Source organism: Curtobacterium sp. SP.BCp (genome assembly GCF_051903255.1).
Lineage (GTDB): Bacteria > Actinomycetota > Actinomycetes > Actinomycetales > Microbacteriaceae > Curtobacterium.
The window spans coordinates 2,369,804-2,383,720 of the sequence record NZ_CP194338.1 but is presented as its reverse complement, the minus strand read 5'-3'; the positions used below and the strand labels follow the sequence as shown (position 1 = coordinate 2,383,720).

Genomic DNA, 13,917 nt, shown 5'->3' with positions numbered 1-13,917 from the left:
GGTCCGGGACCCACCCGGTAGGGTCGGTACCGGTATGGACGTACGGATCTGCAGCAAGGTCGCCTGTGGCGCGAGCGCGTCGGCGACCCTCACGTACGACTACGGGGACTCGATGGTCGTCGTCGGTCCGCTGTCAACGCGGGTCGAGCCGCACGGTTACGACCTGTGCGCGCGGCACGCCGCGCGGCTGCGGGTGCCGCGGGGGTGGCGCGTCGTCCGACGTGAGCCGCTCCGCGAAGCCGACTGAGGCACCGGCCTGGAGGCCCTGCTCGCGTGACCGACGTCGGGTCGCGTACCGTGCCTCCCGGCCGTCACCACCGTGGCGCCCTCCGCGCGTCGCACCGCGTCGCGCACACCACGCGCCGACGCGCGCGTGGAAGACTGGCGCCATGACCATCGAGTCCCGCACCGAAGCACCGTTCCGCGTCGCCGACCTCTCGTTGGCCGAGGCCGGACGCCACCAGATCCGCCTCGCGGAGAACGAGATGCCGGGGCTGATGGCCCTGCGCGAGGAGTTCGCCGCCGGGCAGCCCCTCGCCGGTGCCCGCATCGCCGGGTCGCTGCACATGACGGTGCAGACGGCGGTGCTCATCGAGACGCTCGTGGCCCTCGGCGCGACGGTGCGCTGGGCGAGCTGCAACATCTTCTCGACGCAGGACGAGGCCGCCGCGGCGGTCGTCGTCGGCCCGACCGGGACGGTCGACGAGCCCGCGGGCGTGCCGGTGTTCGCGTGGAAGGGCGAGACGCTCGAGGAGTACTGGTGGTGCACGAACCGGATCTTCGACTGGAGCGCCGAGGCAGCGTCCGCCGGAGCGGACTGGATCGGCCCGAACCTCATCCTCGACGACGGCGGTGACGCGACGATGCTCGTGCACACCGGTGCCGACGCAGAGGCCGCCGGGCGCGTGCCCGAGGCCGGACCCGACGCGAGCGCCGAGTGGCGGATCGTCCTCGACACCGTGGCGGCGTCGCTCCGGGACTCCGCGGACCGCTGGACCCGCATCGCCGCGGACATCGAGGGCGTGACGGAGGAGACCACCACGGGCGTGCACCGCCTCTACGAGCTGTCGCGCGACGGGAAGCTCAAGTTCCCGGCGATCAACGTCAACGACTCGGTGACCAAGTCGAAGTTCGACAACAAGTACGGCATCCGGCACTCGCTGCCCGACGGCCTGAACCGGGCGACCGACGTCCTCATCGGCGGCAAGGTCGCGTTCGTCGTCGGGTACGGCGACGTCGGCAAGGGCGCGGCGGAGGCCCTCCGCGGCCAGGGCGCCCGGGTCATCGTTTCCGAGGTCGACCCGATCTGCGCCCTGCAGGCGGCGATGGACGGCTACCAGGTCGCGCGGCTCGCGGACGTCGCGGGTGAGGTCGACATCGTGGTGACGTGCACGGGCAACCTCGGGGTCGTCGGGGTCGAGGACATGCTCGCCCTGAAGCACCTCGCGGTCGTCGCGAACGTCGGGCACTTCGACAACGAGATCGACATGGCGGGGCTCGAAGCGCTGCCCGGGGCCGAGAAGGTCGAGATCAAGCCGCAGGTGCACGAGTGGAGGCTGCCGAACGGTCGCTCGATCCTGGTGCTCTCCGAGGGGCGTCTGATGAACCTCGGCAACGCCACCGGGCACCCGTCGTTCGTCATGAGCAACTCGTTCACGAATCAGGTCCTCGCGCAGATCGAGCTGCACACCCGGCGGGACGCGTACCCGACCGGGGTGTACGTGCTGCCGAAGCACCTCGACGAGAAGGTCGCGCGCCTGCACCTCGACGCCCTCGGGGTCCGGCTGACCTCGCTGCGGCCCGAGCAGGCGGCGTACATCGGTGTGCCAGTCGAGGGGCCGTACAAGCCGGAGCACTACCGGTACTGACGCGGCGCGCGCGGCGGCGCGCGGTCCCCGGAACCAGGTTCCGGACACAGCACCGTGGAGATCCGCGGTGTCTTGTCCGGAACACGGTGTCGAAGCGTCCCGAGGAACGACAGCTAGCGGGGGAAGCCCGGGGGCCGCGCACCTGCCGTGGCGGCCGCCGCAGCGATCGTCGCCGCTCGACCCCGCAGCAAGCGGAGGTCCCGGTCCCGCCGGAGCGCCACGACCCCGGCGAGGAACACCTCGGCAGGCACGGGCGGCACCGGGTGCGCGTGCCCAGCGACGGCCGCGGCGAGGGCGTCCGCCGTCGCCGTCCGGTGGTCCGGCCGCATGTCGGCGGCTCCGCGGAAGAACGCCCCGAGCCGGTTCTCGAGCCGCTGGGGGAGCGACGACACGTCCGCGACCCGGGCCCACTCGCCGAGCTCGACCGGCATGAGCACCACCGGGTCCGCCGTCCGCCGTGCCCGCTCGTGCTGCACGACCGTCCCGGCGAGCAGGTCCCCGAGCCGCCGCGGCCGCGACCCGAACAACGCCACGAGCAGCGCCAACGAGCCGAGCGTGCCCCAGAGCTCGAGCAGCCCGACGAGGGCGCGCGTGAAGGCGTGCCGGAAGCCGATCGCCCCGCCGTCCGTCCGCACGACGCGGGTGCCCGTCGCGTACCGTCCCACGCTCTTGCCGCGGGTGGTGGCCTCGACGGCGGCGGGCACGAGCACGAGCACGAGGACGAGGACGGCGATCTGCAGCGCCGCCACCCAGCCCGTGTCGACCCCGCTCGGGACCACACGAGCGAGACCGATGAGCAGCATGACGTACAGGGCGACGGTGCACACCGCGTCGAGGAGCGCCGCGGCCAGTCGGAGCGCGATGCCGGCCGGCTGGACGTCGAGCGCCACCGCCTCACCGACGACGAGCTCGTCCGCGGTGTCGTCGAGCGACCGGACGAAGCGCGTGTCCGCGAGGTCGCGCGGCGCGGTCGGCTTCGGCATGGGATCATTCTGTCGGAGACCGGGGCGCCACGCACCGGTGCCGGACCGCCGGCACCGCGCACCGGAGCCCGACCACGAGGGGGAGCAGTGGACCTCGACGCGTACAGCGACGTGCACCGTGAACGCTGGCAGGAGCTCAACCGACTCGCTCGCCGCCGTCCGCGTTCCGGCGCGGACGTCGACGCACTCGTCTCCGGTTACCAGGAGGCCGCGACCGACCTCGCCCGCATCCGTGGCGCAGCGCCCCGGACCGCGACGGGGGACCGCCTCTCGCTCACCCTCTTCCGCGCCCGGCTCCGCTTCACCGGCACCCCGGTCGACCCGCTGACCGCGCTCACGACGTTCTTCGCGGTGCAGCTCCCCGCCGCGCTCTACCGGATCCGCTGGACCACGATCTGGGTGGCCGTCGCGACGACGCTCATCGGGGTCGTCGTCGGCGTGTGGATCAGCGCCACCGCCGGCGCGGTCGACACGTTCGGCACGCCCGAGGCGCTCCGGCGGTACGCGACGCAGGACTTCGTCGACTACTACTCGGACCACGGGCTCGGGGCGTTCACGGCGCAGGTGTGGACCAACAACGCCTACATCGCCGCGAGCATGGTCGCGTTCGGCATCACCGGCGTCTTCGTCCCGTTCTCGATCGTGCAGAACGCCGTCGGGCTCGGGGTGTCCGGCGCGGTCATGCACTCCCAGGGTCGCCTTGGCGACTTCTTCCTCTGGATCGCACCGCACGGTCAGCTCGAGCTGTACTCGATCTTCGTCGCCGGAGCCGCCGGACTGATGATCGCGTGGTCGTGGATCGCGCCGGGCGCGCGGACCCGGGCGCAGGCACTCGCCGAGGACGGTCGCGCGCTCATCACGGTCGCGGTCGGACTGACGCTGACGCTGCTCCTGTCCGGGCTCGTCGAGGGCGTCGTCACCCGCCAGCCCTGGCCGTGGCCGGTGAAGATCGGCATCGGGACGGCCGCGCTCGCGTTGGTCCTCGTCTACCAGTGGGTGGTCGGCGGTCGGGCGTACCGCGCGGGGGAGCGCGGTGACCTCGAGGAGTTCGAGCGCGGCGCGACGGCGCTGACCGCCGGCTGAGCAGCCGTCAGAGCCGTCCGGCCGCCTTCGCGCGGATGTAGGCGTCGGCGACGAGCGGCGGCACCGCCGTCGGCACGCCCCGCACGACCTCCGCACCGGCACGGCGAGCGGCGTCCGCGACCCCGTCGGCGTCGAGCAGGGTGCGTTCGGCGGCCGCCCGTCGGTGGACGTCGCGTTCGGCAGCCCCGGCGCGTGTTGCCCCGGCCGGGAGGCCCGCCCCGCGTCCGACGGCTGGTCCGCGTCGTCCGGTGGCCGGCTCCAGGGCGGAGCGCGCCGCCGCCGCGACGGCCGGGTCGGTCACGCTCGTCACGACGACCGCGTGGCGCGCGGTCAGCCGGGGGAGCACGGCCAACAGGTCGCCAGACGCCCCGACCGAGTCGAGGCCGGAGAGCAGCACGACGAGCGCCCGGGAGGTCGTGACCGCGTCGACGACCGCCGGCACCGCGGCCCAGTCGGTGGCGGCGAGCCCGGGCTCGGCCTGTGCGAGGGCCTCGCCGAACCGCTGCACGACGTCCGTCCGGGTGGCGCCGACGACCCGTTCGCGGACGTGGTCGTCGAGCACGACGAGGTCGACGCGGTCCCCGGCTGCGGTAGCGAGCGCGCCGAGCAGCAGCGCCGACTCGATGAAGGTGTCCAGCCGCGGCTCGTCCTCGATCCGCCCCGCCCCGGCACGGCCGGCGTCGACGACGACCACGACCCGACGGTCCCGTTCCGGACGCCAGGTCCGCACCACGAGGTCCTGCCGACGGGCGGTCGCCCGCCAGTCGATCGACCGGACGTCATCGCCCCGGACGTAGTCGCGGAGGGAGTCGAACTCGGTGCCGTGGCCGCGGAGCTGCAGCGTCGTCTCGCCGTCGAGCTCCCGGAGTCGTGCCAGCCGGGACGGCAGGTGTCGACGGGACCGGAAGGGCGGCGTCACGACGAGCTCGGCCGGAGCCGGCAGGACCCGTTGCCGTGCGGCGAGCCCGAGCGGTCCGAACGCCCGGACGGCGACGCCCGCGGTCCGTCGACGCCCACGACGGAACGGCGCGAACCGGACGCGGGCGGTGCGCCGTTCCCCGGAGGGCACCGTCAGGCGGACGCGGTCCGGCCCGAACCCGGTCGAGGGCTCCCACATGTCGCGGACTAGCGCACGGAGCGGGCGCGGGCCGTCGTTCGCGAGGACGAGCGTGCCGTCGGCCACGGTGTCCCGACGTGCGAGTCGGGGCATCCGGCGGTCGACGCGCACCCGTCCGAGGTCGGCCGCGAGCAGCACGTCGAGCGCCGCGGCCACGACCACGACCCCGACCCACGCGAGGCCCGCCCACCCCGTGCCGAGCAGCACGACGAGGACGACGCCGACCGCGAGGAGCGCGACGAACCGACCGCTGACGGCCACTAGATCGGCACCCGGACCTGCTCGAGGACCTGCTGCAGCACACCGTCCGCGCCGACGCCCTCGAGTTCGGCGTCCGCGGCGACCCGCAGCCGGTGGCGCCAGACCGGCAGGACCATCGCCTGCACGTGGTCCGGGGTGATCGCGTCGTACCCGGTGATCCACGCCCAGGCCTTCGCCGCGGCGAGGAGGGCCGTGGCACCGCGCGGACTCACGCCGACCCGGACGGACGGCGCCTGCCTCGTGGCGCGGGCGAGGTCCACGACGTAGGCGAGCACGTCGTCCCGCGCACCGACCCCGCGGACCGCGCGCTGGGCCGCCAGCACCTCGTCGCGTCCGACCACCGGGACGATGCCCGCCGACGACACGTCCCGCGGGACGAAGCCGTCGGCGTGCCGTCGGAGGACCTGCCACTCGACGTCCCGCGGCGGCACGTCGAGCGTGAGCTTCATCAGGAACCGGTCGAGTTGGGCCTCGGGCAGCGTGTAGGTGCCCTCGAACTCGATCGGGTTCATGGTCGCGGCGACGAAGAACGGGTCGGGCAGGGGTCGTGCGTCCCCGTCGACGCTGACCTGACGTTCCTCCATGGCCTCGAGGAGCGCGGACTGCGTCTTCGGGGGCGTCCGGTTCACCTCGTCGGCGAGGAGCACGTTCGTGAACACGGGGCCCTCGCGGAACGGGAACGTGCCCGTCGACGCGTCGTACACGAGCGACCCGGTGACGTCGCCCGGCATGAGGTCCGGCGTGAACTGGATGCGCTTCGTGTCGAGGGACATCGCCGCCGCGAGGCTCCGGACGAGCAGCGTCTTCGCGACCCCGGGGACGCCCTCGAGGAGCACGTGGCCCTGCGCGAGCAGCCCGACGATCATGCCGGACACCGCGCCTTCCTGGCCGACGACGGCCTTCGCGACCTCGGCGCGGACGCGGTCGAAGGCGTCGCGGAGCGGGTCGGCCACCGCGACGGCGGGCTGCTGCTGGTGGTTCGGGGGCAGGTCGGTCACGCTCGTGCTCCAGGTCGGTCTCGGTCGGTCGGTTCGGTCGGTTCGGCGGGGGCGGCGGTCGCGCCCGTGGTGGCGGCGGTCACGGCGTGCTCGAGGTCGTCGAGCGCGGCGACGCCGGCGGTCAGGGCGGCGTCGGTCGTCGCCGGACCGCCGACGAGCACGGCGCCGACGTCGGTGTGGCGTCGGCCGGTCGCCCGTGCCGCTGCCCGGACGACCTCGTCGACGTGGGCGGAGCGGGGGAGCCCGAGGCGGGTGCCGATGCGTCGGAGTGCCGCGACGCGCAGCGTGTCGAGCGTGTGCGTCCGGTCGCGCGTCCGTGCGTAGAGGCGGGCCCGGCCCTCGGTCGTCTCGGCGGCGCGGACCACGACGGGCAGCGGTTCGACGACGAGCGGACCGAGTCGTCGTCCGCGCCAGACCGCGGCGGCGACGGCGACGAGCGCGAGGAGCGCGATCGCGCTCGGGACCCACGGGGGCGCGAGGTCTCCGAGGGTGGGCGCGGCGTCGGCGCTCCCCGGCGTCGGGACGTACCAGGTGAGCCGGTCGCTCCCACCGAGCAGCCCCAGTGCGAGCCCGGCGTTGCCCGCGGTCGTGATCGTGTCGTTCCGGAGCGCGTTCGTGGTGCCGAGCAGGGTCACGTCGCCGCCGTCGGTCGTGGCCCGGACGATGCCCCACCCTTGGGCGTCGCCGGAGCCGGTCGGGACGCAGCGTTCGACGTCGCCGCCCGACACCCGGTAGGACGTGCCGTCGGCGGTGACGGAGCGGGCGGCGGCGACCTCCGGGACCGCGCAGGTCGTCGTGCCGACCGCTGACCCGTCGCCGACGGTGGCGACCGGCTCGACGTCGAGGCCGAACGCCTCGAGGACGGCGCCGGACCCGCCCACCAGGACGACGTGTGCGGCGGAACGGGCGATCCGGCGCGCGACGGCCGCTGACAAGGCTCGGTCGGCGTCGTCGACGAACACGGTGCCGGTGCCGACCCGGTCGGCGGACCGCACGACGTCGACGGCTGTGCCGCGCTGCTCGAGCACCCGCACGAGTGCCTCGGCGCCGCTCGCCGACGGGCTGCGGGGGTCGAGCTCCCGCGTGGCGGGCCCCCGTTGCCCGCCCACCGCGGCCGTGAGTCCGGCGAGGAGCACGGCGACGAGGGCGACGACGACCCAGGCGCCCCACCGTCGACGTCGGCCCGACGGCGTGGACGAGGCCGGGTCCGGGTCCACGTGCCGGTCCGGGGCGTGCGGCGGTGTCGTCAGGGTGGCGCTCACGCGGGCACCGCCGGGGCGTCCGGGCGGACCGGGCGGGTACGGGCCACGGTCCGGGCGGTGTCGAGGACGACGGCCGCGGTGTCCCGGTCGGCCGTGCGACCGAGGTAGCGGACGTCGTCGAAGACCCGGGCGGCACCGTCGAGGGCGTCGTCCAGGTCGGGGAACGACCGGGCCGCGCGCGCCGCGATCGCCCGCGCCGTGGAACCGGGTACGTCCGGCACGAGGTCACGCTCGCCGAGGCCGCGCGCGAGCGCCCGGAAGCCGTCGAGCACCGCCGTGGTCCAGTCGCCCCGAGCAGCAGCGGCCTCCGCGGAGCGCACGAGGTCGGCGCTGGTCCGGGTGTCACCGTCCTCGAAGACGCCGCCGCCGGGCGATCCGGACGTGCGGGCCCGGCGGTGGGGGAGGCCACGAGCGAGGACGACCACGACCGCCACGGCGACGAGGACGACCACCGCGACGACGAGCAGCGTGTGCCCGAACGCGGGGGAGTCGAGTCCGTCGGCGCGGAGCGATCCGAGCCAGTCGAGGAACGCCTTCGACGCCCGGTCCCACCACGTCGGCCGTGCCGCGTCGTACCGCTGGTGCTGGAGCTCCTGCTCGAGCAGTCGGCGCGCCTCGTCGGGGTCGACCGCGCTCACCGCGGTCCGCCCCACTGCGGCGGTGCCCACTGCTGCGGCGGCTGCGGACCCCACTGGGGCTGTGGACCCCACTGTGGCGGCGGCCCCCACTGCGGCTGCGGTCCCCACGCCCCGGGCGGCCCCCACGCACCAGGGGGCGCCGGCGGCAGGGGATCGGCCGGGGCGAAGGGGTCGGTCGGCACTCCGGTGTCGAGGTGCGACGCGATGCGCTGGTCGAGCCCCTCGGTCCGGATCCGACGGTCGATCGCCAGGAACGTCAGCACCGAGCCCGAGATGACGTCGGTCGTGCACTGCACCGCCGTGACGAGCAGGGCGCCGACGACCACCACGACCACCGACCACACGCCGCCGTCGGACCCGGAGGTCTGCCCGAGCGGGTCGAACACGCCACCGACGAGCACCGTGGCGATCGAGAGCGGGAACGACGCGATCGACACCGCGAACGCGAACGCGGCGTTCACGAGCAGCATGATGCCGAAGGTCCGCCAGAACGCCCCTCGGGTCAGCCGCCACGACTGCCCGGCCGCGGAGAACACCCCGCGGCCCTCGAGCGCGATGGTCGGGATGGTGAACGCGAACTTCGTCGTCAGCCACGTCGCCACCACCGCGCCGCCGAGTCCCACCACGAGCACCGCGAGCAGGAACCAGCCGAACTCGGCCCGGCTGCTCACGAGCGCGACGACGAAGCCGATGAACACCGCGAGGAACACCCCGCCGAGCAGCACGCCGGCCGCCGCCTGCAGGAGCACCCACGCCACGACCGACCAGCGGCGACCCGCGAGGAGGGCCCAGACGCCACGGAACGTCGCCCGGCGTCCGAGCACCCGCTGCCCGGTGTCCACCGCGACGGGCGCGAGGAGGAACCCACGGAACAGTGCCGCGACGAACGGCAGCCCGACCGAGAGCAGCAGGAACGCCGTGGCGGTGCCGGCGGCGACCGACGCCGCGTCGGCCGAGGACGTGCCCGAGTCGAGCGTGCTGAACACCCGCGCCTGCAGGCTGCCCTGGGAGAGCGTCGACGCCACCTTCGCGAGCACGCCGATCACACCCGTGACGAGGAAGCTCCAGAGCAGCAGCACCCGGGCGTTGCGTCGGAACACGGTGAAGGCACCCCCGAGCACGTCGCCGAGGCCGAGCGGTTGCAGCGGCACCACCGGACGGGACGCGGTCGGCGCCCCGGCGCCCGGACGGGGACCCGCACCGGGCCCTGCACCCGGCCACGGGGCGGACGGCGGCTGCGGGACGGGCTGCTGCGGGCCTCCAGTCGGGCGCTCCTGCGCACCGTCGGACCCCGGTACCTGCCAGCCGGACATGCCCCACCCCCTCCGTCGCACCGCACGCGGACACGCGGTGGTCTCCATCCTGGCGGAAAAGCGTCGACGGCGGGGGCCTCGGCTATCGTGGGGAACGGTGTCGGACCGACACCCACGCTCCACAGGGACGGAAGCCCCCATCACATGACACCGCGCATCCTCGTCGTCGACGACGACCAGGCCCTCGCCGAGATGATCGGCATCGTCCTCCGCTCCGAGGGCTTCGAACCCGAGTTCAGCGCCGACGGCAACGACGCCGTCGACGCGTTCCGGAACTCGGATCCGGACCTCGTGCTCCTCGACGTGATGCTCCCCGGCATCGACGGCATCGAGGTCTGCAAGCGCATCCGCGCCGAGAGCGGGACACCGATCATCATGCTCACCGCGAAGAGCGACACCGCCGACGTCGTCGTCGGGCTGGAGAACGGCGCGGACGACTACGTGGTCAAGCCGTTCAACCCGAAGGAGCTCGTCGCGCGCATCCGCACCCGGCTCCGACCCACGGCCTCCGACTCGACCGTGCTGCACGTCGGGGACCTCACCGTCGACGTCCCCGGGCACGAGGTCCGCCGCGGCGACACCGCGATCGCCCTCACCCCGCTCGAGTTCGACCTCCTCCGCGCCCTCGCCGAGAAGCCGAACCAGGTCTTCACCCGCGAGATGCTCCTCGAGCAGGTGTGGGGCTACCACTACAAGGCGGACACCCGCCTGGTGAACGTGCACGTCCAGCGCCTCCGCGCGAAGATCGAGCACGACCCGGACAACCCGAAGATCGTCACGACCGTCCGCGGCGTCGGGTACCGGGCCGGAGGAGCCTGAGCACCGTGCCGCGACGACCCCCGTCGCGACCCCGCGCGGCACCGAGCGGCACCCTCGGCCGGGTCGGCCGTCGGCTGCGCCGGTGGGCGCGCCGCGGCTGGCGCGGCATCGCCTACCTGTGGCGCCGGTCGCTCATGTTCCGGTCGGTGGCGATCACCGTCGTCACCACCGGTCTCGCGGTCGCCGTCATCGGCACCGCCGTCATGGTGAGCATCTCGAACAACGTCTACGCGCAGCGCCGCGACCAGATCGAGTCCGAGTCGGCCCGCGCGACCCTCGTGGCGCAGAACATCTTCGACGCCGCGACCGCCAGCGAGGACAACAACCAGTCCGAGCTCGAGACGCTGCAGAACGAGGCGCAGCAGGCGATCCTCTCGAACACGACGAGCCCCGGCGGCACCGACGTCGCGATCGAGCGGACCCCTGGTCAGACGACGCCGCAGACCCTGCAGACCATCGTCACGCGCGACTTCCCCGACGCCGTCATCACCGACGCGCTGCGGAAGGAGGTCGCCAAGAACACCGGACGGCTCAGCCTCCAGCCCGTGCAGCTCGACGACGAGGGACGCCGGCAGCCCGGGCTCGCGGTCGGCTCGACGCTCCAGATCCCGAGCGCCGGCCAGTACGAGCTGTACCTCGTCTACGACCTCTCGGACGCGCAGCAGACCCTCGACTTCGTGTCGCAGACGCTGTCGATCGGCGGCGTGGCGCTCATCGTCCTCATCGCCCTCGTCACCAGCCTCGTGGTGCGGCTCGTCGTCGTGCCGATCCGCGGGGCCGCCGAGACGAGCCGCAAGATCGCCGCCGGCCGCCTCGACGAGCGCATCCCGGTGCACGGCGAGGACGACATCGCCACCCTCGCGCGGAGCTTCAACGGCATGGCCGACGCGGTGAGCCGGCAGATCACGCAGCTCGCCGAACTGTCCCGGGTGCAGCAGCGCTTCGTCTCCGACGTCTCGCACGAACTCCGCACGCCCCTCACCACGATCCGTCTCGCGGGTGACGTGCTCTACGACTCCCGGCACGCGTTCGAGCCGGCGGTGGCGCGGTCGGCGGAGCTCCTGCACGCCCAGGTCGAACGCTTCGAGCTCCTCCTCGCCGACCTCCTCGAGATCTCCCGCTACGACGCGCAGGCGGCGCAGCTCGACACCGAGCCGGTCGTCCCCGCGGCGCTCGCCGCAGACATCGTCGAGGAGTTCCGTCCGCTCGCCGAACGCGCCGGGGTCGACCTCCAGCTGCACACGCCGGGCGGCCACACGACGATGCAGCTCGACGCCAAGCGCATCCGGCGGATCATGCGGAACCTCGTCGGCAACGCCATCGAGCACGGTGAGGAACGGCCGGTGCAGGTCGTCGTCGACAGCGACGCGCGCACGGTCGCGATCGCGGTGCGCGACCACGGCGTCGGCATGCCCCCGGAGGACGCCGCCCGGGTGTTCGACCGGTTCTGGCGTGCGGACCCGAGCCGCAAGCGCACCATCGGGGGAACCGGGCTCGGGCTCGCGATCAGCCTCGGGGACGCGAACCTCCACGGCGGTCGGATCGACGTGTGGTCCCGGGTCGGCGACGGGTCGGCGTTCGTGCTCACCCTGCCGCGCACGGGCCACGTGTCGACGGCGACGTCCGCGATCCCGCTGCCCGACCTCGACGACCCCTACGACGGTCCCCGCGCCGTCCGCGAGGAGGACGCATGACCCGCCGCACCGCAGCCGGCCGCACCGCCGCGGACCAGGGCGGCGCCCGCGCGACCGCGGGCGCCGCCGCCCGCCCGACCACCGGCACCGCCGCCCGCGCCCCGCGCCGCGGCCTCCGCCGCAGCCTCGCGGTCGCGCTCGCCGCCCTGACGCTCGTCGCGCTCGCCGCGTGCGCCGCCATCCCGGTGTCCGGCGACGTCCGCTCCGGACAGTCCATCAAGGACGAGTCCGTCTCCGGTGTCGAGCTGCGTCCCGACGGCCCCTCCGGCGGCGAGGACCAGACCGCCGTGCTCCGTGGCTTCATCGCGGCGGCGACCGGCGCACAGAACAACTACGCGACCGCGCGCGAGTTCCTGTCCTCCGGCTTCTCGCAGAAGTGGAACCCGCGGCAGGGCGTCACGATCAGCGACGGCAGCGGGCAGGTCGAGCGAGTCGGTGCGAACGAGCTGACGTACACGCTGACCGCGAGCGCCTCGGTCGACGCGGACGGCGAGTACACGCAGGCCGTCCGGCCGACCACCTCGACGCTGACGTTCCAGTTCGTCCGGGAGGGCGACGACTGGCGCATCGCGTACGCCCCCGACGGCATCATCCTGTCGCCGGTGCGCTTCCAGTCGGTCTTCCAGCAGCACGCGCTCTACTTCTTCGACCCGACCGGCGATTCCCTCGTCCCCGACGTCCGCTGGTTCCTCGCCCAGTCCTCGGTGGCCACCCGGGTCGTCAGCGCGCTCCTCGCCGGCCCGGCGGACTGGCTCGACGGCGCGGTGGTCTCCGCGTTCCCGAAGGGCACCCAACTGTCGCTCAACGCCGTGACGATCGAGAACGGCACCGCGCAGGTCGACCTCTCGAGCGCCGCTCTCCGAGCCAGCACGGCCGACCGGGTCCGGATGCGCGAACAGCTCGCGAAGTCGCTCGCCACGGTCGCGTCCGTGTCGTCGGTGACGTTGACGGTCGAGGGCGCGAGCCTGTCCGTCCCGTCGAGCGGGTCGTCGGACGCGCAGCAGAACCCGGACGTCGACCCACGCCCCCTCGTCGAGGCCCGCGGCAAGGTCGGGTACGCGGCCGGTACCGGCTCCGTGTCCGCGCTCGGCGGTGGGATGAGCCAGCAGATCGTCGCGCTCGACCCGGACGCGGTCGCCCTGAGCGCCTCGGGGACGTTCGCGGCGGTCCGGAGCGACGAGGGCGTGTTCGTCGTCCGCTCGGGGCAGCAGCGTCTCCGCGTGGACACCCGCACCGACCTCGTTGCGCCGTCCGTCGACGACGTCGGCGGGGGCTCCGTCTGGGTCGCGAGCGAGGACCAGCCGTCGAAGGTGCGGTCGTACTCGCTGACCGGCGAACCCCACGACGTGTCGACGACGCTGCCGTCGGGCAAGCTCGTCTCCTTCCAGGTCTCCCGGGACTCCACCCGCGCGCTCGCGCTCCTGCAGACCGCGGACGGACCGGCGCTCTACGTGATGGCGATCGAGCGCGACCGCGACCGGGTGCCGACGGCGCTCGGCCCGCCGGTGCGGGTGCAGGCCGCGTCCGAGGACGCCGTCTCCGCGACCTGGGTCAGCGACGTCGACGTGGCCTCGGTCGGGCAGACCGAGAGCGGCCCGGAGATCGTGCGCACCACGATCGGTGGCCGCGCCACGACGCTCCCGCAGCCCGACGGTCGGGCGACGACGATCGTCGGCGGCAGTGGCGGGTCGCTGCTGCTGCGCATGTCGAACGGGCAGGTCCTGCAGTCGACGGGCGGTGGGTGGGAGCCGACCGGCGTCACGGCGAGCGTGCTCGGCACCCAGCGCTGACGGCACCCAGCGCTGACGGCGCCACAGCACCGGCTGCCTGCACTGGGTGCCCGCATCGGCTGCTTGCACCGGCTCTCCTGCACCGGCGACC

At 74.1% G+C, this 13,917-nt stretch carries 12 protein-coding genes; 6 read left to right on the top strand and 6 right to left on the bottom strand.

All coding sequences use genetic code 11. From position 1 onward, the window contains the following. The first annotated feature begins 34 nt into the window (after positions 1-34). On the top strand, positions 35-247 hold the full coding sequence (locus tag ACRQ4C_RS11290; protein ID WP_058726834.1) for a DUF3499 family protein: 213 nt from the start codon (positions 35-37) through the stop codon (positions 245-247). A gap of 142 nt (positions 248-389) precedes the next feature. Continuing rightward, positions 390-1,868 (top strand): adenosylhomocysteinase, encoded by a 1,479-nt coding sequence (gene ahcY / locus ACRQ4C_RS11285; protein WP_439688709.1) that lies wholly within the window; start codon positions 390-392, stop codon positions 1,866-1,868. Between the two features lie 113 nt (positions 1,869-1,981). On the opposite strand, the gene ACRQ4C_RS11280 is transcribed toward ahcY, so the two are convergent. After that, on the bottom strand, positions 1,982-2,851 hold the full coding sequence (locus ACRQ4C_RS11280) for an RDD family protein (protein ID WP_439688708.1): 870 nt from the start codon (positions 2,849-2,851) through the stop codon (positions 1,982-1,984). An 87-nt stretch (positions 2,852-2,938) separates the two neighbouring features. Between ACRQ4C_RS11280 and ACRQ4C_RS11275 the strand changes: the two genes are divergently transcribed. Continuing rightward, the gene (locus ACRQ4C_RS11275; protein ID WP_439688707.1) at positions 2,939-3,934 is read left to right on the top strand and encodes a stage II sporulation protein M; all 996 of its coding nucleotides are present in this window, start codon (positions 2,939-2,941) and stop codon (positions 3,932-3,934) included. A gap of 7 nt (positions 3,935-3,941) precedes the next feature. Here ACRQ4C_RS11275 and ACRQ4C_RS11270 read toward each other — a convergent pair whose 3' ends face one another. Genes ACRQ4C_RS11270 through ACRQ4C_RS11250 form a run of 5 tightly spaced genes read right to left on the bottom strand, consistent with a single transcriptional unit; the run spans position 3,942 to position 9,361 of the window. Further along, complete coding sequence (locus ACRQ4C_RS11270) at positions 3,942-5,312, bottom strand: DUF58 domain-containing protein (RefSeq protein WP_439688706.1); 1,371 nt, start codon at positions 5,310-5,312, stop codon at positions 3,942-3,944. Next, a complete protein-coding gene (locus tag ACRQ4C_RS11265) occupies positions 5,312-6,310 on the bottom strand; it encodes an AAA family ATPase (RefSeq protein WP_439688705.1) in 999 nt (332 codons plus the stop codon). Before ACRQ4C_RS11265 ends, ACRQ4C_RS11270 begins: the two co-directional genes overlap by 1 nt. Then, positions 6,307-7,572, bottom strand: coding sequence for a DUF4350 domain-containing protein (locus tag ACRQ4C_RS11260; RefSeq protein WP_439688703.1), 1,266 nt, complete (start codon positions 7,570-7,572; stop codon positions 6,307-6,309). Before ACRQ4C_RS11260 ends, ACRQ4C_RS11265 begins: the two co-directional genes overlap by 4 nt. Then, a complete protein-coding gene (locus ACRQ4C_RS11255; protein WP_439688702.1) occupies positions 7,569-8,210 on the bottom strand; it encodes a DUF4129 domain-containing protein in 642 nt (213 codons plus the stop codon). The genes ACRQ4C_RS11260 and ACRQ4C_RS11255 overlap by 4 nt, the downstream gene beginning before the upstream one ends. Continuing rightward, positions 8,207-9,361: a glycerophosphoryl diester phosphodiesterase membrane domain-containing protein gene (locus ACRQ4C_RS11250; protein ID WP_439688701.1), complete on the bottom strand. Its 1,155-nt coding sequence runs from the start codon at positions 9,359-9,361 to the stop codon at positions 8,207-8,209. The genes ACRQ4C_RS11255 and ACRQ4C_RS11250 overlap by 4 nt, the downstream gene beginning before the upstream one ends. Before the next feature lie 306 nt (positions 9,362-9,667). Between ACRQ4C_RS11250 and mtrA the strand changes: the two genes are divergently transcribed. The 3 genes from mtrA to ACRQ4C_RS11235 are packed head-to-tail and all read left to right on the top strand — an operon-like array spanning position 9,668 to position 13,826. Then, on the top strand, positions 9,668-10,342 hold the full coding sequence (gene mtrA / locus ACRQ4C_RS11245) for an MtrAB system response regulator MtrA (protein WP_290131373.1): 675 nt from the start codon (positions 9,668-9,670) through the stop codon (positions 10,340-10,342). A gap of 5 nt (positions 10,343-10,347) precedes the next feature. Next, positions 10,348-12,036 (top strand): MtrAB system histidine kinase MtrB, encoded by a 1,689-nt coding sequence (mtrB, locus tag ACRQ4C_RS11240; RefSeq protein WP_290131374.1) that lies wholly within the window; start codon positions 10,348-10,350, stop codon positions 12,034-12,036. Beyond that, on the top strand, positions 12,033-13,826 hold the full coding sequence (locus ACRQ4C_RS11235; protein ID WP_439688699.1) for a GerMN domain-containing protein: 1,794 nt from the start codon (positions 12,033-12,035) through the stop codon (positions 13,824-13,826). Before mtrB ends, ACRQ4C_RS11235 begins: the two co-directional genes overlap by 4 nt. The last annotated feature ends 91 nt before the right edge of the window (positions 13,827-13,917 follow it).

Excerpts from the sequence above, each read along its gene's own strand:
- ACRQ4C_RS11290 (WP_058726834.1), top strand. The coding sequence starts at position 35 with ATGGACGTACGGATCTGCAGCAAGGTCGCCTGTGGCGCGAGCGCGTCG.
- ahcY (WP_439688709.1), top strand. The coding sequence starts at position 390 with ATGACCATCGAGTCCCGCACCGAAGCACCGTTCCGCGTCGCCGACCTC.
- ACRQ4C_RS11280 (WP_439688708.1), bottom strand. The coding sequence starts at position 2,851 with ATGCCGAAGCCGACCGCGCCGCGCGACCTCGCGGACACGCGCTTCGTC.
- mtrA (WP_290131373.1), top strand. The coding sequence starts at position 9,668 with ATGACACCGCGCATCCTCGTCGTCGACGACGACCAGGCCCTCGCCGAG.
- ACRQ4C_RS11235 (WP_439688699.1), top strand. The coding sequence starts at position 12,033 with ATGACCCGCCGCACCGCAGCCGGCCGCACCGCCGCGGACCAGGGCGGC.